The following is a 20,202-nucleotide window of genomic DNA, read 5'->3' as shown; positions in this document are numbered from 1 at the left end:
TTCGCCTACAACGTGGCCGCCCTGCCGCTGGCCGCCCTCGGCCTGCTCAACCCGATGATCGCGGGTGCGGCGATGGCGTTCTCCAGCGTCTTCGTTGTCACCAACAGCCTCCGGCTGCGCCGCTTCAAGTAACACGAGCGGGATGGCTCCACGTCGAACGGCGCGGAGCCATCCCTTCATTGCTGGGGTGCAGCAGCCCTGGACGCGACGAATCTCATCCGGCCACGCGGCTTGAACACGGCCAAGAGCAGCAGCATCACCGCCAGGACGGAGTGGATGAGAACGGAAGGGCTCCGCAGCACATCAGGATCGGGCTCCGGGGCCGCCGCGACGCCGGCCAGTGCGATCGGTCGCGATGCCCCAGATCGCGGAGAGGGCCGGCATCGGCCGTGCGACGCTGTACAAGTACTTCCCTGACGTCGAAACGATCCTGCTCGCCTGGCGCGAACGGCAGATCACAGGCCACCTCGAACACCTGGCACAGGTACGGGATCAGACCGGCGAGCCCGCCGCCCGGCTACGGGCCGTACGGGGGCGCTCGCGGCGATCTCGCGGGCACGGGGATGGCGCGCTCGTGGCGTTCCTGCACCGCGACGAGCCGGTAGGCCACGCCCGGATCTTCGATGAGGTCTCACATACCGCTGAGGGATAAGGTCATGGGCGGTGGCGCCGATGGAGGGGCGGATATGGCCGGATACAGCCATGGCAAGAAGAACCACATCACCCGGTTGCGCCGTGTCGAGGGGCAGATCCGTGGCCTGCAGCGCATGGTCGAGGAGGACACGTACTGCGTCGACATCCTGACTCAGATATCCGCTGCCACCAGCGCGCTGAAGTCGTTCTCCCTGGCCCTGCTGGAGGAGCACCTCGCCCACTGCGTCGCCGAAGCGACCCGGCAGGGTGGCCCAGAGGCCGAGGCGAAGGTCAAGGAGGCCAGCGACGCCATCGCGAGGCTGGTGCGTTCCTGACCTGCGTTTCGTCACGTAGGTAGCAGGCGTGGCCGGGTACCGCTGGGCCAGGCGGCGGTGGTGAAGGTCTTGCCACCGTCCTTGGACTCCAGCACCGTGCCGTCCTCCAGGGCTGCCAGCAGGTGCTGCCGGTCCACGGCGGCGAAGGCTGCAGCTTGTGCGGGGAGCTTTCCGGCGGCCGACCACGTCCTGCCGGAGTCCTGGCTGATGTGTACCCGGCCATCGGCTCCGGCGCCCACAAGCACTTCGCCTGGCAGGACGTCGACGTGGCTGAGCGGGGGAGCCTTCGTGAGGTCGTCGTAGTAGCCCGGTCGTTCGGGGGAGACGTCCTCCGCCGAGGGGTGCCCGCTCGCCAGGAACGTCTTCGGGCCCATGATGGTGAAGCCCATGTGGTCCTGGTCGCGGTCGGCGACCCGGGTGGCGGCCGTGGGGGAAGTGATCCTGAACAGCCTGTAGTGGCCCGCTACGTAAAGGGCTCCATCGGCCGGGTCGACGCCGAGTCCGTGCACATGTCCGATGCCCAGGTCCGCATTGGCCGTGCGGCCCGGCTCCTGTGCCGCTTGGCCGCAGGCGGTCAGCGTGACGCCCAGTGCGATTCCGGCGACACCCATGCGCAGCCGCTGTCCCGCGAACTTCATGTCGCGAGTCTACAACTTACTACTACCGCTCATCGTAGTAGCTGGAGGGTCAGGAAGGAATGACAGTGATGGGCGAGGAACGCGGCCACGCCCGGTGCCGCCGCCACCGTGGCAGGACCCACGAGCAGCGCGGCAACCGCAACCAGCCCGGCGATGCGCTCCCGCCGGCCGAGCGGCGCCTGCGGATGCAGCATCCTGCGGACACGCGTCAGTGCCGTCTCACCGCCCGCGCCCAGTGCGAACGACGGCACCTTCCCCGTCGCGAGCCCGACCAACGCGGTCGCGATGTGGATGCGCTGGTGGCGGCGTGCCGCGACGTCGTCGGCCAGCAGCTCGACCAGGCGTGCGACCTCCACGCGGGCCTGCTCGAACAGGGGCACGCGAGGGAATGCCCGGGCCAGGGCCTCGGCGGCGGCGAGCACCAGGTGGTGGCGCCCCCGCAGGTGCGCCTGTTCGTGGGCGAGCACGGCGGCCACCTGTTCGGGGGCGAGGGAGCGCAGCGCGCCGGTGGTGATGACCGCGTGGCCCTTCCTGCCGGGCAGGCAGTACACCAGGCGCTCGTCGTAGTCCACCACGAGCGCGTCGAGGTCGCCGTCGTGTTTGCCGAGAAGCGACAGTGCTTCGGCGTGCCGGCGACGTTCGCGGCGCGCACGGAGCAGGACCGCGGCGCCCGTGCAGGCGACTCTGATCAGGAGAAGCCCGGCGAAGGCGATGCTCGCGCGGGTGCCGGCCGAGCTCAGGGCCGCTTCGTCGTGCAGCAGCGCGGCGCAGGCCTCGAACAGGTCGGCCAGGCCGTGCCCTACCACGGAGGCGGGCACGGCGACGGCGAACGCCGACAACAGCACCGAGGCGACCACCGACGTTCCGGCCGCCTGCCACATGGCGATCGCCAGTCGCGGCGCGCGGTCGGCCCAGGAAGCCCGCTTGAGCACCTTCGGCAGCGCCAGCGCCGCGAAGAGGCCGTACAGGGCCAGGACGATCGCCACGATCATGAGCTACGTCCCCGCGGCGGATACACCTGGAGCGCCGCCTCCAAGGCGCTGGCCTCCTCCGGGGTCAGGCGCTCGAGGAAGTGGACCAGCGTGGCCGCCCTGTTGCCGCTCGCGGCCAGGGACGCGCGCATCACATCGGCGGTGTAGGCCTCCTTGGACGACACCGCCTCGTAGATGTAGGCGCGGCCTACCGGCTGGCGCTTGAGCAGGCCCTTGGTGTGCAGCTTGTCCATCACGGTCATGACCGTCGTGTAGGCGAGGGTGCGCTCCTGCTGCAGGTGCTCCAGGACATCCCTGACCGAGGCCGGGCGCTTGACGGCCCACATGTGATCCATGATCGTGGACTCGAGCTCCCCTAGGCCACGCACCATCTGATCGTCCCTCCACCCGCGGTCTGCCCAAATGCTACCGGTGATCGTAGATGCGTGGCCAGGAGTGCCTGCTGGTCACGCCAGGGAACTCAGGTGATCGCCGGCCGCGACGGCGCGCTTGATACGGATCAGGTCCTTGGGCGCGTTCACCGCGGCCGCGCCGACGAGCGCGCCGTCCTTGGCGAAGGCGACGGCGAAACGTCCCTCGCCCGGGTCCCCGGTCACGATGCGGCTCTCGTCCGCGAGATGCGGCAGGCCGGCGGTCTGGATGCGCGCGCCGTGCACGTGGGTGGCGAAGGAGGGCAGGTCGGCGAAGGGCTTGGCGTTCTCCGGTCCGGCCGGCAGGTTGAGCGCCGCGGCGGCACCCTGGTCGTTGGCGTTCGACCAGTGCTCGATGCGGACCAGCGTGCCCCCGTACAGGTTGTGCGGCCAACGCGCGACGTCGCCGGCGGCGACCACGTCCTGCGCGCCCGAGGCGAACAGGCGCTGGTCGCACACCACCCCGTCGCTCACCGTCAGCCCGCTGCCGTCCAGCCAGTCGGTGTTCGGCACCACGCCCATGCCGGCGATGACCAGGTCGGCGGGCAGTGTGCGGCCGTCGCTCAAGCGCACGCCGTCACCCTGCCGTTGCCGTTGAACCCGGTCACGCGGGTCTCGCTGACGAGCTCGACGCCGTTGTCCCGGTGATGGCCGGCCAGCCAGCGTGCGGCTTCGGTGCCCAGGACGTTCCGCATCGGGTACGGGGACGCGTCCACGAGCGTGACGCCCAGCCCGAGGGCGCGAGCGGTCGAGGCGACCTCGCCCCGATGAAGCCGTCGTAGTGCACCTCCGAACCGTCGTCCAGGACCAGTCGCCGCTCCGAGGTGTCCAGCCGTACGGCATGGCGGCCCTTGAGCCATCGGTCGCCGAGCTCCTCGGCACCGGAAGCGTGACCTCGTCATCGCCCCTCAGCATGCTCTTGGACAGCGGAGGACGGTTGTAGGGCAGGTGCTTCTCGGCCCCCACCAGGGTGATCGTGCCGTCGAATCCTTCACGCCGCAGCGCCTGGAACGCGCGGAGACCTGCCAACGAGGCTCCGGCGATCGGGCGCCGTGGGGAAGCCGGCTACGAGCTGGTCTCCGCCTGACTGAAGCCGCACGAGAGGCCTTCGCCGGCGCTCTCGTTGAACGATGACAGCCGGGTGCTGTACATCCCTGGGTGGCGGCGCCCGGCTGGTTCCTCGCGGGTACTACGAGCCGCGTTAGTACACTGGCAAGTGTCGTGACGTGCCGCGGGGCAGGGTGGTGAGCAGGCCGACGAGGGCATCGAAGGCCCACCCCCGCCAGCGCACCCGGCTCCAGCCGCGGCTGTGGACCAGCAGGTTGTACGTCTCGGGGGACAGGATCGTCAGCGCGACGTCGGCCGCGAGCTCGCTGGTGAGCCCGTCGCGCAGGGGCGTTTTGCGGGCCAGTGCTTCGGCGAAGACGCGTTGCACGGTGAGGCGCTGCTGGAGGTTCGTGGTCCAGACCTCGGTGAGGTCGGGGTCGGTGGTGGCGGCGCTGCGCACGACGTCCAGGAGGGGAGCGGCACGCGAGTAGATCTCTCCGGCACCGGCCACCTGGCGGCGGAGCTGCCCGAGCGGGTCCGGGTCGGCGATCGCGTCCCGCGCCCAGGGGCGTTCGAGGGTGGACACCGGCTCGTCGTCGCCCGCGACGGCCAGATCGAGAGCCGCGGTGAGGATGGCCCGCTTGGTGCCGAAGGCGTAGTAGACGGTCTGCTCGCCTACGCCTGCCTCGGCTGCGATGGCATTGACGCTCGTGCTCGTGTAGCCGGTCGTGGTGAACAGCTCGGTGGCCGCCGCGATGATGCGGGCGCGGGTGGACCTGGCCCGAGCTGCCCTCCCGTCCTCCTTCTCGGGAGTACGGCCGCTGTCGTGTCGTCGTCGTGGTGGTGCTGCGCTCACGATTTGACTATAGCGTCACTACGAAAACATTCTTGTAGTGTGACTACGAAAATAGCGGTAGCAGGCAGGCTTGCCGTCTTGGGGATCGCCTGTGCCCTCACCACGTTCACTCTCAGGCGACCGGTTGCGGAAGGGGCAGAGAAGGGAGGGGCCCGTCGATGAGCGCCGTCCTCGTCCTCGGCGGATATGGCGCGGTCGGCCGCGAGGCTGCCCTGGCCCTGTCGGGACGTCCCGGCACGGAGGTGATCGTCGCCGGGCGCCATCCAGGCCGCGCCCGGCCCCTTCCCGGTGTGACGTCGGTTCGTGTGGACGCCGCCGACCCCGCCGACCTGGCCAGGTCGCTGGAGGGAATCACGACGGTGCTCATGTGCGCTGAGGCCGGCAACGCCCTCGTCGCCCGCGCCTGCCTGGAGCGCGGCATCGGCTATGTCGACGTGTCGGCCTCCCCTGACGTGCTGGCCTCGATCGAGAAGCTGGACGGTCTCGCCGCGGCGCGCGCCACGACCGCCGTCCTGAGCGTCGGCCTCGTACCCGGTGTCACCAACCTGCTGGCACGCGTGGTCGCCGAGCGGTCACCGGACAGCGACCTGCGCATCGGCGTGCTGCTCGGTTCGGGGGAGCAGCATGGCTCGGCGGCGATCGCCTGGACGCTGGACGGGCTGGGCGTGCTCGAAGGATCGTGGACGATGGCCTTCCCCGAGCCGTACGGCGCTCGTACCGTGCATCGCTTCCCCTTCTCCGACCAGTACACGCTGCCCGGGACGATCGCTGTGCCGTCCGCCCGCACGGGCCTGTGCCTGGACTCCCGCCTCTTCACCACTCTCCTGGCCGCAGCCCGGCGGCCCGCCATCGCAGGGTTGCTGCGCCGTCCCCGGACGCGAGAGCTGCTGCTCAAGACGCTGGCGAAGGTTCACCTCGGAAGCGACGGTTTCGCCGTGACGGTCAGCGCCGGCGAGGCTCAGGCGTCCTTCAGCGGGCACTCACAGAGTCGTGCGACCGGTCGCGCAGCCGCGTTGCTCCTCCGCCACCTGCCGGGGCTGCCGGCCGGCGTGCGCCACATCGAGCAACTGGTGGACCCGATCGCCTTCCTGACCGAACTGGCCGCCGACGGGTTCGTCCTCGACGTGGACGGGTGAACCGCGCGGGAGGCGGTCCCGTCGCTCGCCGGTCAGCCGGGGTCGAGCCAGCCGAGTCGTGCCGCCCGTACGCCTGCCTGGAACCGGCTGCTCGCTCCCAGTATCGTCGTCAGCTCGCCGACCAGACGGGTGACGGTCCGCGTCGAAACGCCCATGCTGCGCGCGATGGCCATCCAGGTGCCGGCGTCGGGGAGGGGCTCGGGGCGGGTGGTCCACCGGTAGACGGCGGCGAACCAGCCGCGCTCGGGGAAGCCCACCATGGCGGGGATCCGCGGCCCCAGCACGGCGAGGTCCTTGTCCTCGGCGTACTGCTCCGCCACGGCCGTGACGGCGTGTGGCGGGACCGACAACACGCCTGCCTCCGGGCTGGACACCCCGATCGCGGGATGGATCTTGCCGTCCCAGCCGGGATGATCTCGCTTGTCCGCGCCGATGATGTCCAGCTCGGTCACCGCGGGCCAGCCGTCGAGCCAGTGGGACAAATGGTCAACGAGCAGTCGCTCCACGCTTTCCTCCATTATACGGTAGGGGGGTATAGTACATGGGGAGTCCGGAGGAGGACATATGCGACGTCTCGTCCCGCTTGAGCCCGCCGACGCACCGGGCAAGTCCAAGGAACTGCTGAACGACATCCTCGACAGAAGAGGCAGCGTGGGGGAGATGGTCGCCACCATGGCGCACTCGCCGGCGCTGCTCGAGGGCTACCTGAACTTCTCGCGTGCCATGAGGCGGGTCAAGCTGCCCCGGGCCCTCAGCGAGAAGGTCTCCCTCGCTGTCCAGGAGTGGATCGGATGCGGCACCTGCTTGCAGGCGCACGTCGAGGCCGGACGCGCGGCCGGGCTCAGCGAGGCCGACATCGCGCTGGCCCGGCAGGGCACGTCCACCGACGCCAGGGAGGCGGCCCTGATCGCCGTGGCCGTACGGGTGCTGGCGGAGCCGTCCTCCCTCACCGACGCGGATGTCGCCGACCTCCGGGCGCATGGCTGGAGCGACCGCATCATCGCGGAGATCGTCGGCGTGGTCACCCTCAACCTGCTGACCGGAGCCTTCAACCTCCTGGCCGGCCTGCAACCAGCGAACTGAGCGGTGGCACGACGCCCTGCGTTCACTCTCTCTGAGGAATCGCCGGAACGCCGTATGGTCGCGAGGCGCGTAAGCCTGTCCGCGCGGTCCGCCAGCATCGTCTTTCGGCGAGCGCCCGCGTGTGCTGAGGTGACCGCATGACCCCCGCCAACGCCGCCGCCCGGCTGGCAACCGCAGGAATGATCGTGTTGACGCTGGCGCTGGCTTGGACCAGCGTCGAAATTCAAGGCGTCGCCGCAGATGGGGCCGCCTCTTGGACGCGCGCATGGGTTATCGGGTGGCTGATCGGACCGGCGATGTCGCTGCTCGTCCTGGCCGTGTTTGGCGCCCGCGTCTACCTGATCACGCGCGGTCAGCCGACCCGCTCGCCGACGTTATCTGGGGTGGCTCATGGTAGTCAGGCATGTGTGGCAAGTAAGGTTGGCGCGTACTTGCCGGACAGATATCTAGGGGTCTTCAGGCATGTCAGCCATGTCAGGTGCACTCGACCAGCGCCTGGTAGCGCTCGACCCCGCGCCGCTGGTCCGCGGTCAGGCCCGAGCTGGGCGCACAGCGGCGGCCCTGCCCGGCGCACCACTCGTCGACCGCGGCGGTCTGGGTGAACACCGTCTTCATCCGCGCCAGCGTGGCATCGTCTAGTACGTACGGCCTGGCCAGGCCGCGTTCCAAATGTGGCCTTCTGCTCGGCCACCATGGCGATGCCGCCGGCGATGTGGTCGGTGGGGACGGCGAGCATGCCCCGGCTGTACGGTCAACGGTCGAGGGCGACCAGATCGTCCGGGGTGAGCTCGATGGCGGCCGCGTTCAGGTTCTCTTCCAGGTGGGCGAGCGACCCCGTGCCGGGCGTGGGCAGGATGACCGGCGAACGGTGGAGCAGCCACGCCAGTGCCACCTGCGCGGGAGTGGCTCCGTGGCGCCGGGCGACTTCCGGCAGGTCGGATCTGGCCAGCGCGCCGTTGCCCAGCGGGAACCATGGCAAGAATGCGAGCCCTCGCTCCTGGCACATCTCCAGCACCGGCGTGGACTCGCGATCCAGCAGGTTGAAGCGGTTCTGCACCGAGGCGATCGGTGTGATTTCCAGGGCCCGTTCCAGTTCTTGCGCGGTGACCGTGTCGAGCCCGATGTGCCGGATCTTGCCCTCGGCCCGCAGTTCGGCCAGCGTGCCGAGTTGGTCGGCCAGCGGCACGTCCGGGTCGATCCGGTGGAGTTGGTAGAGGTGGATGGTCTCGGTCTTGAGCCGGCGCAGGCTCGCCTCGCACATGACGCGCAGCCGCTCTGGCCGTCCGTCGGTGTGCCAGAGGTTGGGCCCGGTACGGACGACGCCGCCCTTCGTCGCCACCACCAGATCGTCCGGGTACGGGTGCAGCGCCTGCGCCACCAGCTCTTCTGCGATGTCCGGGCCGTAGTTGTCGGCCGTGTCGATGAGCGTCACTCCGCGTTCCACGGCGCGACGGAGCACGGTCACGGCCTCTTCGGGCTCCAGACGTGGTCCCCAGTAGCCGAGCCCGGTCAGCATCCCGGTGCCGTACCCCAGCCGCCGCACCCGCAGCTCACCCGCGATGTCGAAACTCTGACTGACCAATGGGGGCCGTCCTCTCAATAGCTGTGGTCGGCGGTGACCTCGGCGGAGGCCGACACCGCCCGTTCGGACCTGCCGCCGCCCAGCCCGAGCAGGATCATGGACAGCGTGTCGACGATGGTGAGGTGGGCGAGGCGGCTGGCCACCGCCTCCATCCCGAAGACGAGGTCCTGCCCGCCGCCGAGGAGCACCCACGTGCTCTCCTCCGCCAGCGGCGAGCTGGCGTAGCTGGTGATCGTCACGACCTTCGCCCCAGCGGCGCGGGCGCGGCGGGCGGTCTCGACGGTGGTGCGGGTGGCCCCGCTGTGGCTGATCGCCAGGCAGACGGACCTCTGTGGCAGCAGCTCGGCGGCCAGGTGTGCGGTGAGCGGGTCGGGCGGCAGGTCCACCGGCAGGCCCAGGGCTCGCAGCCGGTAGGCGGCGTCGACGGCGATCGCGCCGGACAGGCCGGTGGCCGCCATCAGCACCCGATCGGCCCCGCTGAGCGCTTCGGCGGCGGAGCTCAGGTCGGTGCGCGAGAGCGTGGCAGGGAGCCCGCCGAGCGCTTCCTGCGCCGCCCGGACGGTCGCGGTCAGCGGGTCGAGCTCGTCTCGTGGCTCCGGCGGCGCCTCACGGGCGGCAGCGATCTTCAGCTCCTGGTAACCGCCGAACCCCAGCCTCCGGCACGACCGCACGACGGTGGACGCCGACGTGCCGGCCAGCCTGGCCACGTCGCTGACGCTCAGGTGGACGAGCTGGGCGCCCTGGTCGAGCACCACGTGCGCGACCCGCGCCTCGGCGTCGTGCAGCCCGGAGAGTCTCGCCCGCACGGTCGCACGGAGAGAATTCTGTTTCATCCATCGACAATATCAAGGAATCAAATTCCGTCTCCTGGTAGGGTCGCGGCCGTGGCCGATGCGACCGCTGCCGATCTGGACCAGTTAGAACATGACCTTGTCGAACTGCTGACCACTGCTGGGTTCCCTCACGCGGACGAGAACGTCAGCGGCTTCTCCTTGAGCCGTGACACCCGATCAATCCGTGTGGGCTGGTGCCTCTTTGAGACCATGCTCATCGGCCTCGACACAGACCATCCGATGGCACGCTTCGAGCTCGACGTGGTGAATGCCACGCTCAAGGCGTTCGCTGACATCCTCGCCATGGCCGGCTACACGGTCACCCTCAGCCTGCCCGACCACGACGAGGATCGGGATCTGCAGCTCAAAGTCATCGCCGGCCCCCGCCGCTCCGGCTGACTGCTCCAGTTGATGATCAGATCCAGCCGAGGCGACGCGAGATGGCGGCGAACATCGGCGAGCGTCGCGCACGACCTAGCGGCCCGCGTTGCCGGTCGCGCCGCTGACCAGGATTATCGCAGTGTCCGTGCGAAGTGTGCCGCCGCGGTGTCGGCCGCGACGGCGACTTGGGGCTCTTGGTCGTAGACGTCGAACCGGGTGCCCTGGGTCCACAGGATGTCTTTCGGCCCGGCTAGGCCGGCGTGGAAGCGGCGTGCCCCGTCGGGGATGGCCGCGTCCTGGCTGTGCACGATCAGCGTCGGCTGGGTGATCTTCGGTGCGTAGGCGATGGAGCCGAAGGCCAGCCAGTCTTTCCAGCCATGACCGCGAACCGGTTGGGCCAGGCGGGGCTGCCGCCACGTTCGGGGTTGAGATAGAAGTCGATGTCGTACGGCATGGCCGCGCGCGGGTCGGTGGTGCTGACCACGGGCACGTAGTCGACCTCACCGGTCGTCTCGAAGCGCGCCTGCGCTTGCGAAGCGAGGCGGATCGATCCGCCACCGCGGATGGCGCACCATAGCCGTTGTCACGGGGCAGAGAGACGCGGGCGTTCGGCGGTTCCGTTGGTGGCCCAACGCCCGCGCATTCACGGGCTCGGGATCCCTCTGGTGATCAACCGGAGCGGCAGACGCGAGCAGCCTACTTGCCTTACGTGCCTTAACGACCTTCAAGCCGTTGACCAGCTACTTCGCTTGAGAACCCCAGATAACACGCGCTGATACGGACCGAGCGGATCTTCCTCGCGGTGATGCTCGTGCTGTGCGGCTGGCCCCACCTGCCCTGCGCGCCTCACTCTGGAGCATGCGCCGCGCCCTCGCCGCCCGCTGACCCCAGGAGCAGCCATCAGGCCCTGGGCAGCCTGATTACCATGGGTGGGTGCGCAATCCGCCCTACTTCTGTGCCCTCGACGCCGCGATGGACGTCATCGGCGGCAAGTGGAAGGCGCTCATCCTCTGGGCGCTGGACCAGCGGACGCACCGGTTCGGCGAGCTGCGCCGCGGCCTGCCCGGTGTCAGCGAGAAGGTGCTCACCCATGGTCGGGGATCGGCCTTCCCCGGATGCCCGCTCGCGTGTTCCTCTGCCTGCTCACCTCCGGCTCCCGGGGCCTGACGTCCGCTGCGGCCGGGGTCACGGCGCCCGCACCCGGTAACGCCAGAATCCGCTCTGATCCTCCCCGAAGGCCAGAGCATGCCTCCTTCCACAAGGCCGCCCGCTCGGGGATGACGCACGACGAGGCGGACATCGAATACCCCCGCCCAGGTAGAGCTGTTCCACCGGCTGCGCCCCTGATGGCGGCCGCCGCTATGAACTCGCCGTCGATGTCTTGCGACGTACGGCACCGCGCTGGAGCAGGTGCCGGCCGTGATCGAGCCGCCGGGATGCTCATGTCCCAAGATCGCGGGGGTTGACCTTGAGTGCGCTCCAGCTGCCAGACTCCTGCCCGTCCTGACGAAGGGAAGCACGACATGGCACAGGTGAACTTCGCCCTCGGGGCGATGCGCTTCGGCAGCCAGGTGGACGAACAGACCGCTTTCGACTTGCTGGATCGGTTCGTCGACGCGGGCGGCACACTGATCGACACGGCGAACTGCTATGCGTTCTGGTCCGACCCCAACGGCGCGGGCGGGCACAGCGAGCGGCTGATCGGCACATGGCTGGCCAGACGTCCCGGCGTTCGCGACCGCGTACGACTCAGCACCAAGGCGGGCGCCCAACCGGTCGGCGGCGGCGAGTGGCCGGCCAATCGAGAGGGACTGTCAGCCCCAGCGATCAAGACAGCGGTCGAAGGCAGCCTCCGCCGCCTGGGCACTGATCACATCGACCTGTTCTGGACCCATATGGAAGATCGGTCGGTGCCGCTGGAGGAGACCGGACACGCACTGGCGTTGCTCGTGGAGTCCGGCGCGGTGAACCGTCTCGGCGCCTCCAACCACGCCCTCTGGCGCGTGGAGCGCGCTCGCCTCGTCGCCCAGGCCAACGGCTGGCCCAGCTACACCGCCTTGCAGCTGCGCCACTCCTATCTCAGACCGCGCCCCGGCGCCGCCGTTGCTGATCAAAGTCACCGATTCGGCTGGGTGACCGACGAGGTCATCGACTACGTTGGCTCGGAGCGCGAGCTCACCCTATGGGCCTATACCCCGCTGCTCAACGGCGCCTACACCCGCGACGACCGCCCCCTGGCCGAGGCTTATGACCATCCGGGGACGGCCCGCCGGCTGACCGTGCTGACCGAGGTGGCCGACGAAGTCGGCGTCACCCGCAACCAGATCGTGCTCGCCTGGCTGACCGGGGGCGTCCCGGCGGTGACACCGATCGTTGGCGTCAGCAGCGTGGCTCAGCTGGAGGAAGCCCTGGCCAGCGCCGCCTTGGCGCTCCCCGGGGAACTGCGCGCGCGGCTGGACGCCGTCGCCTGAGCGCCTCATCAGCAACGGGCTGTTCGGCTTCGCCAATCGCCTGGGTGAACCGACCCGGGTCCGCGGCGACGCCGCTTACGTGCGTCAGGCGTGCGAGGCGTAGCTGCGCCGGCTCGGTGTCGACCACCTCGACCTCTACTACCAGCACCGGGTCGACCCGCAGGTCCCGATCGAGGAGACCGTCGGCGCCATGGCCGAACTGGTGCGGGCCGGAAAGGTCCGCTACCTCGGGCTCTCCGAGGCCGGCGCGCGTACCATCCGGCGGGCGCACGCGGTGCACCCCATCGCCGCGCTGCAGAGCGAGTGGTCACTGTGGATCCGCGATCTGGAGACGGAGATCGCCCCGGTCTGCCGAGAGCTCGGCGTCGGCCTGGTCCCGTTCTCCCCGCTCGGACGTGGTTTCCTGACCGGCCGGTACAGCTCGGTGGACGGGCTGGCGGAGACCGACGTCCGGCGCAGCCAGCCGCGATTCGCCGACGGCAACCTCGAACGGAACCTGGCGATCGTCGCGAAGCTGAACGAGCTGGCCACGGCGAAGGGAGTCACTGCCGGCCAGCTTGCCCTGGCCTGGGTCCAGCACCAGGGCGAGGACGGGGTGCCGATCCCCGGCACCCGGCGGCAGCGCTACCTGGAGGAGAACCTCGCGGCCCTGGACATCGAACTGTCCGCCGACGACCTGGCCGCCATCGAGGCCGCCGCCCCGCCCGAACAGATAGCGGGCACCCGCTACGACGCGAACAGCCTCACCTTCGTCAACGGCTGAGCCCACTGTGATCCGCCGCGTCCGAATCCGCCCCGGCGGACTGCTCTGGTCCGCACCCACCCCCATCGGCCCTCAGGGAGGAACCATCATGATGAGCGAACGTGTTCTGCCGCGGCGCGAGCCGATCACCACGCCGATCATGGCGGCCGAGCCACGTCCGGTGCGGGCCTGGAGCATCACTGTGATGCTGCTCGGTGTCCTTCTCATCTCTTATCTGGACAAGGCGATCCTCGGGCTCGTCGCCCAGCCGGCCATGGCCGACCTCGGGCTCTCGGCAGCCGAGTTCGGCGCCGTCAGCAGCGCCGCGGGCCTGCTCAGTCCGCTCTCGGTACTGCTGTACTCCCTGGTAGCAGACCGGCTGCCGGTCAAAGTGACCCTCTTCACCGTTGTCGTCATCTGGTCGTTGCTCCAGTTGCCGATCGTCTTCGCCGCCTCGGGCGCGCTGCTCCTGGCGACGCGTTCCATGCTCGGCGCGACCGAGGGCCCCGCTGCACCGGCGGCGTACGCCACCGCCTACACCTGGTGGCCGAACCAGCGGCGCGGCTTCCCCACGGCATTGCTCACGACCGGAGCGTCCTTCGGTAAACTGCTCTTCGCCCCGCCCTTGGCCGTCGTCATCGCCGTCTTCGGCTGGGAGGCCGGATTCCTGGCCGTCGCCCTCCTGGGCTTCGCCTGGAGTATGGGCTGGCTGTTGATCGGGCGAGAGGGGCCGCATGGCCGGGCGACGTCCGCGACCGAGACCGTCGCGTCGCGTGCACCCCTTCGTTCCATCCTGCTGACGGGCACCTTCGCCGGCTTCGTGGCCGCATACACTGCGGTGGCGATGCTCGCGATCGTCGTCCTCACATGGCTGCCGTCCTACTTCCAGGTGAGCCTGGGCTTCTCCGCGGTGACCGCGGGCTCGCTGTTCGGCGTCCCGAGCATCACCGCCATGGTGTTCCTGTACGGGTACGGCGCATGGAGCGACCGGATGCTCAGGAAAGGGACGTCGGCCCGCCGCGCCCGCGGCCTGTCCGGCGGTGTGCTGCTAGCGCTGGGCGGCGCCCTTCTCGCCGCCCTGCCCCTCGCCTCGGGGCCGGTGGCGCCTTTCGCCCTGCTGATGCTGGGCTACGGACTGGCCATCAGCATCAGCGCCGTGCTCAATCCTGCTCTCGTGCAGATAACGCCCCCCGGGCAGCAAAGAAGCGTGCTGTCGGCCGGATTGGCCGCGGCTGGTCTCCTGGCCGCGGCCGGGCCATTGATCACCGGTCACGTCCTCGACATGGCCCGGGCGGCGGGCACCCTCGCCCAGGGTTACGCCATCGTGTTCATGCTGGCCGGCGGTATGGCCATCGTGGGAGGAGTGTTGTTCGCCGTGTTGGTCGACCCCGAGCGCGACGCGGCGAAGGTCGAGGCGGCCCGGCCGGCGGCACCGGCATAGTGCGCGATCAGCGCGATGTACGGGACAGGCGCGCCTCGAGGGTGCGTATAAGTAATAACCCTTGAGTTCCATCGGGCTTCTTTGGCCTCTCTAGCCCCCCTACCTGGCGGCTGGGGACACGTTCGGGAGCGGAGGGCCTCCAAGGGCAGCGCGATCGAGTGGGTGTACTGGGAGCGCGGCACCGCCCACCTGCTGCCTCGTCTGCTCCGGCTCCCCGACGGCAGCACCCGCACGCACGGCCCGCTGTTCCTGTCCGAACGCCGTCCGGTCCCGGCCCGCCACCCCGCGGCCGCCGACATCTGCCCGCACACCGGCCGCGCCCGCCTCGGCTACGACCGCGCCCGCGTCCTGCTGGAGAAGTACGCCGGACTCGACCTGCACCAGCTGCGCCACAGCGCCGCCACCCACCTTGGCGACGCCGAGATCCCGCTGCAGCTCATCATGGGCAAGACCCGCCACAAGAACCCCCGCACCGCCATGCGCTACGTCAAACCCGGCGCCGAGGCCATCGCCAAGGCCACCGAGGTGCTGGCACCCCGCCGCCGTACCCACTGATCAACTGAGTGGCGGCTCGCCGGAGCCATAGGAGTTCCGGGCCAACACGATCGAACGGGGAACACCCTCTACGCCCCGGTACACGCGGTTCGTGACGATCACGAACCGCAACTGTGATCTAGCTCATCGCTACTTTGGGGCTGGGGCCACGTTCGGGAGCGGAGGGCCTTGGACCGGACCGGAGCGCGCCGGTGCTCCATGTCGAGGTCCTCGACGTTCAGCGCCAGGATCTCCGCTGCTCTGGCCGCCGTTTCATAGAGCATCCGCCACAGCGCCCGGGGTGCGCCTTGGTGGCGATCTTGCCGAATGCGGGCCGATCGAGGGCGGGGATCTTGGAGGTGGTGGCGGGGTTCTCGAAGAGGAGGACGCCGTCGGCTGGCCGGAATCCCTCGGCGACGCCTTCGGTGCGCATGAGAAGGCCGGCCTCGGTGAGGATGTGGCGCTGCCGCAGCAGGGACTGGGTCGCGGTGGAGACGCGGGAGTAGACGATCTGCACCGGGCTCTCGTCGGGAAGGGTTGAAGCCCGATTTTCTGTCGGAAAATCCTGTCGTCAATTCATTGTTCGAAACCGGTCTCTGACGTCACGGTTCGCCACTCGATGTCCGGTTTTCGAGAGGGCTTGCGGGGCCCAGTCAGAGGGTGTCGTTAAATCTTCTAATTCCGACACCCAATCGACCGATGCCAGCAGCCTGCCGCCCCACAACGCCACGAACCCCACGGCGTGCCGCCGTGGGGTTCGACGAGTTGACTGTTGACGCACATCGGGCGCATCGGGCTACAACCACGGCGATAGCCGGTGGCACTTTCTAGACCGCGGCCCGCGCTACCTGGGAGGAAACCCGTCCATCTCACGCTTCCAATGTTCGTTGAACACCTCGTTGATGCGGGTGCCCATCTCTACGAGTTCCCACCCGTCCACCTTCACAATAAGGAGCTTGAAGCCAAGACCAGGACCCTCGAGGACGAGCCATGGCTCAATCTCGCGGCACCAACCATCACCGAAGCAACGGCCCAACTCTTCGAGCGGCAGGCGCATGACCCGCTGAGACAGTTCGTCTACGAACTCCTCCGAACACCTGCGCTTGTGCCGCGGGCTGGGCAGGAGAAGCGTCACGTCACTTTCGGGTGCGCTGTGTGGCATCGGGCTTCCTTCCGAGTCAAGGCCGTCGGCGCGCCGAAGCTTGCGAAGAAGTCTTCTCAGGGCCATGTGAACACTCTTCCGCATAACAGTAGGGACCGGTCCCGAACCTCCGATACACCGATCGACCGCGCGTCAGGGTACATCGCCCAAGCGTGCCAGCACCTTCTCGAGCCAGCCAGGCTCGAACAGGAGGCGTACCTGGCGACTGGGGACACATTCGGGAGCGGAGGACCTTCCCGAGTCGATCAAAACCTACTTTGGGGCTGGGGGCAGCTTCGGGAGCGGAGGGCCTGGCCGGATGCCTGCTCGCCGACGCCCAGACCTACCCGCGCGCCCAGATCGCCCCGCTGATCCCGCCGACCTTCTGACCCCCAGGACACCGCGCCCGCGCGGAGGAAGGACCACCCCATGACCACGATCACCTTCACCGGCCGCCTGGTCGCCAAGCCCGACATCACGTACACCGGCACCGCCCGCGCCCTGTTCCGCCTCGCAGACACCCCGCGCAGGCAGGTCCGGGGTTGAGGAACCGGCGGACAGCCGTTGGCGCTGAGAACGATCTTGACTGCAGCGCGACCTGATCCAAGAGCGGACCCTGGAGGGCCGGGCGGCCGCCCGCGCTCAGGGCCGCACGGGCGGCCGCCCGGCCGCGGTGACCGAGGACGTGCTCGCCGCAGCCCGGGCCCGCCGTGCGCGCGGCCAGTCGGTCACGCAGATCGCCCGCGAGCTCGGCGTCGGCCGCAGCACGCTGTATCGGGCGCTGGAAGACGACGACCCGCCCACCCTTGCCGAGGGCACCACCACCACGGCGGCCGCCGTCGCCCAGGGCCACACCTCAGCTCCCGCTCGAAGGGACTCCTCATGACCAGATCGGGCTAAAGCTATCAGGTTGCAATCCGAGTGACCGTGATGAGGTTCCATTTGGTGCCTGGCACATCATCGGCGCCACCTGACGAATGCGGGCGGATGAGCATGCCCCCCGCAGGGCCGCCGCCATCTTTGGTGTAATAGATCGTGACCCATCGATCAGTCATGTTTTTAATATTCAGTACCTTGTAGATGGCCACGTTAATTCCGCCGGTGCCCCTAAAGCAGAGTTTATTAGGCTCTTTTGTATAAATCAGGATTTGGTTTCCAGAACCGCAAGGCACTCTATAGGGGGCGGCGGCGTGTGCGGGCGCGGCGGTGATGGCCAGCACGGCCGTTGGCAGCAACACGGCTGCACATGCGGTGAGAGGCTTGCGGATGGCCTGCAACATGCGCTTGAGTTTCTGGTTCATTCCTGCTCCTTTGTCTGGTGTTGGTCGAGCAGTGCGCTAGGGCATTGGTCAACGGGCGTTCTTGACGGACGCGATGGCGCGGTGAGGCCCCGCAGCGCCTCTGCATCACGGGGCCACTGGAAAGATCGTCGATCTTGCGCTCACTGACACCCTCACCGGGATGCCCTGAAGCTCCAGCGGCCCCGTCGTTCCTCGGCCTGGCGCAGATCGGCCCCGATGGTGTCGAGGCTCGGGCACATCACGGTGCCGACGCTGGCGATCATCGCCTTCACACGGGCAATCTTCACCGCGTTGATCGACCGATTGACAGTCCAGATAGTGTCCACTTTCTGATCAACCATGGCAGCACTACACGGATAACCCGCAGACCCACGCCTGTTCACCTGGTCCGTGTACCGCGTCAAAAGTCATCACATCGAGCTTGAGCTGGAAGTTCTCCGAAGTGGCTACGCAGCTCGGTCGAACCGCCCATCGCATGGGACTTCGTTGATCGCGTACGCGGCCGTCGTGGAGGCGACGGTAAGTGAGGCCGTCACCGCGACGGTCGTCAGTGCGGCCAGGACGGTCTGTTGAACATCTGCTTCACGTTCACTCCTGTGGTTGTTGGCCCTCTCTGGACGTGGCTCCATGCTCGCCGCTCCCCGCGCCGCGGTCGAAATGGGACGACGACTCGCACGATCCGCATCTCCCCAATCGACCTCCAGCAGCCAAAGCGAGTGAATCAGGCGCCGATCTCCACCTTCATCGCATCGCCGGGGGACAGCCAGTGCCCTGCGTGGCCTATGGACTGTCAGTACCAGGCTGTCTCAGATGTCGTGGCAGCACATACTGGGGTATATGGGCGCGCCGCACGTACGCCTACCGCTCGTACGTGATCTGCGATGACTGCGACCGGCGCATGCACGGCAAGAGCCGCCACAAGGTCGCGTACTACGCCTGTGAGCCCGATATGCGTCACCACAAGGATCGCCGCGATTGGTACGCCAGTCACCCCAAGAGCCTGTGGGTACGGGAAGACGACCTCTCTGATCTTGTGCATGAGTTCTTCGCCACGCGCGTCTTCAGCGACCAACGTATCGGGATCTTGCGCGACCAACTGCGCCCGAAGCCGTCGCGCGACGACACTCGCAGCGATCGACTCAAGAAGGAGATCCTCGATCTCGGCAGGCGGCAGGCGGCAGGACAACGTTCTGACCCAGATCGAAGAGCAGGAGCCAACGGGCGACGAGGAGATCGACCGGGACTTCCGCGAACGCCTCCAGCGTCGCTACGCCGATCTGGCTCGCACGCGCAAGGCGAAAAGCGAGGAGCTCAAGGCTCTGGCCGCCAAGGCTGAGCCCGAGGAGGATCAAGATCTACTCAAGGAGCTTCCTCGGCTCGCCACTGGCCTGGCCAGCGTGGACGAGAACCTGCAACGCAAGCTCTTCGACGCCTTCAACCTCGAGCTCCGCTACCGCGTGAAGACCCACGAAGTGCTCATCCGCATCACCGTCAAGGAGGACAACTTGCCAGCGATCAAAGCCCTGACAAACGCAATCGCCGACCCTCCCGAAGGAGGATCGGCGATCCAGGACGGTTCCCTTGTTCTGTGTGCCCCCTGCAGGATTCGAACCTGCGCACCCGGCTCCGGAGGCCGGTGCTCTATCCCCTGAGCTAAGGGGGCTCAACGAGTGTTAAGGCTACCAGCATCTGACCACCACTCGGCACCAGATAAAGCCTCGTGAACACTTCCAGCGAAACCACCCGTCACCAGGCCGCTACACGTTAGCTTTGCGCCCGTGGGTGAGGTTCTTGGGAAAGTACTGGTCGTAGACGACGACGAGGTCATCCGGCAGCTCATCGCGGTGAACCTGAACCTGGAGGGGTTCGAGGTCGTGACCGCCACGGACGGGCAGGATTGTCTGGAGCGGGTGCTCGACGTCATGCCGGATGTCATCACGCTTGACGTGATGATGCCGTTCCTGGACGGGTGGACGACGGCGCAGCGGTTGCGGGCGGAGGAGGCCACCAGTCACATCAAGGTCGTGCTGATCACGGCGAGGGCGCAGGATGACGACAAGGTCCGGGGGCGGGGGATCGGGGTGGACGCGTATCTCACCAAGCCGTTCGATCCTGCTGAGTTGATCCAGGTCGTGCGGGATCTGGCGGGGAGCGGGTCCCGGGACTGAGGTTGAGGTCTGAGAGGGGCGGGACCGGGCGGGACCTGCGGGTCGGGCTCGCGCCTCCTGGCCGGCCCTTGCCGGCTCCTGGGTGGCCTGGGGGCGGCGGCTCCTGGCTGTGAAGTTGTGCCCTGAGGTCTCGAGGGGGGCCGGTGACGAGCTGGCGCTCTCGTCCGCACTCCGGACCTCGGCGTCGCGGCGGCGCATGTGGTGGGGAGGCGCGGGAGCGGCTGGAGAAGGCCGTACGGCTCCGCAGGGGGATCGGGTTCCTGGCGGGGGTGGTGGCGAACCTGGTTGGATTGGCTCATATCGCTCTCGACGAAGGGCGGCGCGACGATGCGGTGGCGCTGCTCGACGAGGCGGGGGCGGTGACGGACGGTTGTGGCGCCGAGGGCGTCATGCGTTCGGTTGAGGGGGCTCGTACGCGGCTGTGAGCGGGGCTTGGCGCCCTGCCACCGGCACTCTCGCGTACGTCGCGGCCGGCGGT

General features: G+C 68.5%; 27 protein-coding genes, 1 tRNA gene and 1 pseudogene. 13 read left to right on the top strand and 16 right to left on the bottom strand.

Annotated features, from left to right (window positions below; all coding sequences use genetic code 11):
- Positions 1-340: 340 nt before the first annotated feature.
- Both AB0I79_RS48855 and AB0I79_RS48850 read left to right on the top strand, forming a co-directional pair.
- Positions 341-652, top strand: coding sequence for a helix-turn-helix domain-containing protein (locus tag AB0I79_RS48855; protein WP_357889130.1), 312 nt, complete (start codon positions 341-343; stop codon positions 650-652).
- A gap of 34 nt (positions 653-686) precedes the next feature.
- Positions 687-968: a metal-sensitive transcriptional regulator gene (locus AB0I79_RS48850; protein ID WP_357889126.1), complete on the top strand. Its 282-nt coding sequence runs from the start codon at positions 687-689 to the stop codon at positions 966-968.
- 11 nt (positions 969-979) lie between these two features.
- Here the strand turns inward: AB0I79_RS48850 and AB0I79_RS48845 are convergent, their stop codons facing one another.
- From AB0I79_RS48845 to AB0I79_RS48820, 6 genes are all read right to left on the bottom strand, one after another.
- Positions 980-1,606: a hypothetical protein gene (locus tag AB0I79_RS48845; protein WP_357889123.1), complete on the bottom strand. Its 627-nt coding sequence runs from the start codon at positions 1,604-1,606 to the stop codon at positions 980-982.
- Positions 1,607-1,635: 29 nt separating this feature from the next.
- A complete protein-coding gene (locus tag AB0I79_RS48840) occupies positions 1,636-2,598 on the bottom strand; it encodes a M56 family metallopeptidase (protein WP_357889120.1) in 963 nt (320 codons plus the stop codon).
- Positions 2,595-2,969 (bottom strand): BlaI/MecI/CopY family transcriptional regulator, encoded by a 375-nt coding sequence (locus AB0I79_RS48835; RefSeq protein WP_357889117.1) that lies wholly within the window; start codon positions 2,967-2,969, stop codon positions 2,595-2,597. Before AB0I79_RS48835 ends, AB0I79_RS48840 begins: the two co-directional genes overlap by 4 nt.
- A 75-nt stretch (positions 2,970-3,044) precedes the next feature.
- Positions 3,045-3,581 carry an FAD-dependent oxidoreductase gene (locus AB0I79_RS48830; protein ID WP_357889112.1) on the bottom strand — a complete coding sequence of 179 codons (537 nt, stop codon included), beginning with the start codon at positions 3,579-3,581 and terminating at the stop codon, positions 3,045-3,047.
- On the bottom strand, positions 3,572-3,868 hold the full coding sequence (locus tag AB0I79_RS48825; protein ID WP_357889109.1) for an FAD-dependent oxidoreductase: 297 nt from the start codon (positions 3,866-3,868) through the stop codon (positions 3,572-3,574). The genes AB0I79_RS48830 and AB0I79_RS48825 overlap by 10 nt, the downstream gene beginning before the upstream one ends.
- Before the next feature lie 341 nt (positions 3,869-4,209).
- Positions 4,210-4,911: a helix-turn-helix domain-containing protein gene (locus tag AB0I79_RS48820; protein ID WP_357889106.1), complete on the bottom strand. Its 702-nt coding sequence runs from the start codon at positions 4,909-4,911 to the stop codon at positions 4,210-4,212.
- Between the two features lie 158 nt (positions 4,912-5,069).
- Between AB0I79_RS48820 and AB0I79_RS48815 the strand changes: the two genes are divergently transcribed.
- Positions 5,070-6,047: a saccharopine dehydrogenase NADP-binding domain-containing protein gene (locus AB0I79_RS48815; protein ID WP_357889103.1), complete on the top strand. Its 978-nt coding sequence runs from the start codon at positions 5,070-5,072 to the stop codon at positions 6,045-6,047.
- A 32-nt stretch (positions 6,048-6,079) separates the two neighbouring features.
- Here AB0I79_RS48815 and AB0I79_RS48810 read toward each other — a convergent pair whose 3' ends face one another.
- Entirely contained in the window at positions 6,080-6,553 is a 474-nt protein-coding gene (locus tag AB0I79_RS48810) for a hypothetical protein (protein WP_357889100.1), read from the bottom strand.
- A gap of 58 nt (positions 6,554-6,611) precedes the next feature.
- Between AB0I79_RS48810 and AB0I79_RS48805 the strand changes: the two genes are divergently transcribed.
- On the top strand, positions 6,612-7,130 hold the full coding sequence (locus tag AB0I79_RS48805) for a carboxymuconolactone decarboxylase family protein (protein ID WP_357889097.1): 519 nt from the start codon (positions 6,612-6,614) through the stop codon (positions 7,128-7,130).
- Positions 7,131-7,604: 474 nt separating this feature from the next.
- Here the strand turns inward: AB0I79_RS48805 and AB0I79_RS48800 are convergent, their stop codons facing one another.
- The 3 genes from AB0I79_RS48800 to AB0I79_RS48790 all read right to left on the bottom strand — a co-directional run bounded on the left by AB0I79_RS48800 (position 7,605) and on the right by AB0I79_RS48790 (position 9,545).
- A complete protein-coding gene (locus tag AB0I79_RS48800; RefSeq protein WP_357889094.1) occupies positions 7,605-7,745 on the bottom strand; it encodes a hypothetical protein in 141 nt (46 codons plus the stop codon).
- Between the two features lie 136 nt (positions 7,746-7,881).
- Positions 7,882-8,712, bottom strand: a complete 831-nt coding sequence (locus tag AB0I79_RS48795; RefSeq protein WP_357889091.1) for an aldo/keto reductase — start codon at positions 8,710-8,712, stop codon at positions 7,882-7,884.
- A gap of 14 nt (positions 8,713-8,726) precedes the next feature.
- Positions 8,727-9,545: a MurR/RpiR family transcriptional regulator gene (locus tag AB0I79_RS48790; protein ID WP_357889089.1), complete on the bottom strand. Its 819-nt coding sequence runs from the start codon at positions 9,543-9,545 to the stop codon at positions 8,727-8,729.
- Positions 9,546-9,596: 51 nt separating this feature from the next.
- Here AB0I79_RS48790 and AB0I79_RS48785 point away from each other — a divergent pair, with 51 nt between their 5' ends.
- From AB0I79_RS48785 to AB0I79_RS48760, 6 genes and pseudogenes are all read left to right on the top strand, one after another.
- Positions 9,597-9,944, top strand: coding sequence for a hypothetical protein (locus tag AB0I79_RS48785; RefSeq protein WP_357889086.1), 348 nt, complete (start codon positions 9,597-9,599; stop codon positions 9,942-9,944).
- A gap of 954 nt (positions 9,945-10,898) precedes the next feature.
- Positions 10,899-11,012 (top strand): annotated as a pseudogene (locus tag AB0I79_RS48780) (winged helix-turn-helix transcriptional regulator); the annotation flags it as partial.
- A gap of 437 nt (positions 11,013-11,449) precedes the next feature.
- The gene (locus AB0I79_RS48775) at positions 11,450-12,397 is read left to right on the top strand and encodes an aldo/keto reductase (RefSeq protein ID WP_357889083.1); all 948 of its coding nucleotides are present in this window, start codon (positions 11,450-11,452) and stop codon (positions 12,395-12,397) included.
- Between the two features lie 103 nt (positions 12,398-12,500).
- Complete coding sequence (locus tag AB0I79_RS48770; RefSeq protein ID WP_357889139.1) at positions 12,501-13,160, top strand: aldo/keto reductase; 660 nt, start codon at positions 12,501-12,503, stop codon at positions 13,158-13,160.
- Between the two features lie 88 nt (positions 13,161-13,248).
- Positions 13,249-14,580 carry an MFS transporter gene (locus tag AB0I79_RS48765; protein WP_357889080.1) on the top strand — a complete coding sequence of 444 codons (1,332 nt, stop codon included), beginning with the start codon at positions 13,249-13,251 and terminating at the stop codon, positions 14,578-14,580.
- 162 nt (positions 14,581-14,742) lie between these two features.
- Complete coding sequence (locus AB0I79_RS48760; protein WP_357889078.1) at positions 14,743-15,135, top strand: tyrosine-type recombinase/integrase; 393 nt, start codon at positions 14,743-14,745, stop codon at positions 15,133-15,135.
- A gap of 98 nt (positions 15,136-15,233) precedes the next feature.
- Here the strand turns inward: AB0I79_RS48760 and AB0I79_RS48755 are convergent, their stop codons facing one another.
- From AB0I79_RS48755 to AB0I79_RS48745, 3 genes are all read right to left on the bottom strand, one after another.
- Positions 15,234-15,398, bottom strand: a complete 165-nt coding sequence (locus tag AB0I79_RS48755; protein ID WP_357889075.1) for a tyrosine-type recombinase/integrase — start codon at positions 15,396-15,398, stop codon at positions 15,234-15,236.
- On the bottom strand, positions 15,353-15,631 hold the full coding sequence (locus AB0I79_RS48750) for a hypothetical protein (RefSeq protein WP_357889142.1): 279 nt from the start codon (positions 15,629-15,631) through the stop codon (positions 15,353-15,355). Before AB0I79_RS48750 ends, AB0I79_RS48755 begins: the two co-directional genes overlap by 46 nt.
- A gap of 327 nt (positions 15,632-15,958) precedes the next feature.
- Positions 15,959-16,342, bottom strand: coding sequence for a hypothetical protein (locus AB0I79_RS48745; RefSeq protein WP_357889072.1), 384 nt, complete (start codon positions 16,340-16,342; stop codon positions 15,959-15,961).
- A 499-nt stretch (positions 16,343-16,841) separates the two neighbouring features.
- Between AB0I79_RS48745 and AB0I79_RS48740 the strand changes: the two genes are divergently transcribed.
- Complete coding sequence (locus AB0I79_RS48740) at positions 16,842-17,141, top strand: helix-turn-helix domain-containing protein (RefSeq protein ID WP_357889136.1); 300 nt, start codon at positions 16,842-16,844, stop codon at positions 17,139-17,141.
- Between the two features lie 19 nt (positions 17,142-17,160).
- Here the strand turns inward: AB0I79_RS48740 and AB0I79_RS48735 are convergent, their stop codons facing one another.
- From AB0I79_RS48735 to AB0I79_RS48725, 3 genes are all read right to left on the bottom strand, one after another.
- The gene (locus AB0I79_RS48735) at positions 17,161-17,556 is read right to left on the bottom strand and encodes a hypothetical protein (protein ID WP_357889069.1); all 396 of its coding nucleotides are present in this window, start codon (positions 17,554-17,556) and stop codon (positions 17,161-17,163) included.
- 152 nt (positions 17,557-17,708) lie between these two features.
- Positions 17,709-17,897, bottom strand: coding sequence for a hypothetical protein (locus AB0I79_RS48730; protein WP_357889066.1), 189 nt, complete (start codon positions 17,895-17,897; stop codon positions 17,709-17,711).
- A 1,250-nt stretch (positions 17,898-19,147) separates the two neighbouring features.
- Positions 19,148-19,219 (bottom strand) — tRNA-Arg (locus AB0I79_RS48725).
- Positions 19,220-19,334: 115 nt separating this feature from the next.
- Between AB0I79_RS48725 and AB0I79_RS48720 the strand changes: the two genes are divergently transcribed.
- Positions 19,335-19,724: a response regulator gene (locus AB0I79_RS48720; protein WP_357889063.1), complete on the top strand. Its 390-nt coding sequence runs from the start codon at positions 19,335-19,337 to the stop codon at positions 19,722-19,724.
- Positions 19,725-20,014: 290 nt separating this feature from the next.
- On the top strand, positions 20,015-20,149 hold the full coding sequence (locus AB0I79_RS48715; RefSeq protein ID WP_357889060.1) for a hypothetical protein: 135 nt from the start codon (positions 20,015-20,017) through the stop codon (positions 20,147-20,149).
- Positions 20,150-20,202 lie beyond the last annotated feature (53 nt).

Origin of the sequence: Nonomuraea sp. NPDC050202, assembly GCF_040656115.1 — a bacterium.
GTDB lineage: Bacteria > Actinomycetota > Actinomycetes > Streptosporangiales > Streptosporangiaceae > Nonomuraea.
Note: the sequence above shows the minus strand (reverse complement) of the source record. Positions and strands in the feature narration are given on the sequence as shown.

Bases quoted from the DNA above. Each gene is read 5' to 3' on its own strand.
- AB0I79_RS48850 (WP_357889126.1), top strand. From the start codon at position 687: ATGGCCGGATACAGCCATGGCAAGAAGAACCACATCACCCGGTTGCGC.
- AB0I79_RS48845 (WP_357889123.1), bottom strand. From the start codon at position 1,606: ATGAAGTTCGCGGGACAGCGGCTGCGCATGGGTGTCGCCGGAATCGCA.
- AB0I79_RS48840 (WP_357889120.1), bottom strand. From the start codon at position 2,598: ATGATCGTGGCGATCGTCCTGGCCCTGTACGGCCTCTTCGCGGCGCTG.
- AB0I79_RS48835 (WP_357889117.1), bottom strand. From the start codon at position 2,969: ATGGTGCGTGGCCTAGGGGAGCTCGAGTCCACGATCATGGATCACATG.
- AB0I79_RS48825 (WP_357889109.1), bottom strand. From the start codon at position 3,868: ATGGCTCAAGGGCCGCCATGCCGTACGGCTGGACACCTCGGAGCGGCG.
- AB0I79_RS48815 (WP_357889103.1), top strand. From the start codon at position 5,070: ATGAGCGCCGTCCTCGTCCTCGGCGGATATGGCGCGGTCGGCCGCGAG.
- AB0I79_RS48805 (WP_357889097.1), top strand. From the start codon at position 6,612: ATGCGACGTCTCGTCCCGCTTGAGCCCGCCGACGCACCGGGCAAGTCC.
- AB0I79_RS48800 (WP_357889094.1), bottom strand. From the start codon at position 7,745: ATGAAGACGGTGTTCACCCAGACCGCCGCGGTCGACGAGTGGTGCGCC.
- AB0I79_RS48790 (WP_357889089.1), bottom strand. From the start codon at position 9,545: ATGAAACAGAATTCTCTCCGTGCGACCGTGCGGGCGAGACTCTCCGGG.
- AB0I79_RS48775 (WP_357889083.1), top strand. From the start codon at position 11,450: ATGGCACAGGTGAACTTCGCCCTCGGGGCGATGCGCTTCGGCAGCCAG.
- AB0I79_RS48765 (WP_357889080.1), top strand. From the start codon at position 13,249: ATGATGAGCGAACGTGTTCTGCCGCGGCGCGAGCCGATCACCACGCCG.
- AB0I79_RS48755 (WP_357889075.1), bottom strand. From the start codon at position 15,398: ATGCTCTATGAAACGGCGGCCAGAGCAGCGGAGATCCTGGCGCTGAAC.
- AB0I79_RS48745 (WP_357889072.1), bottom strand. From the start codon at position 16,342: ATGGCCCTGAGAAGACTTCTTCGCAAGCTTCGGCGCGCCGACGGCCTT.
- AB0I79_RS48735 (WP_357889069.1), bottom strand. From the start codon at position 17,556: ATGAACCAGAAACTCAAGCGCATGTTGCAGGCCATCCGCAAGCCTCTC.
- AB0I79_RS48730 (WP_357889066.1), bottom strand. From the start codon at position 17,897: ATGGTTGATCAGAAAGTGGACACTATCTGGACTGTCAATCGGTCGATC.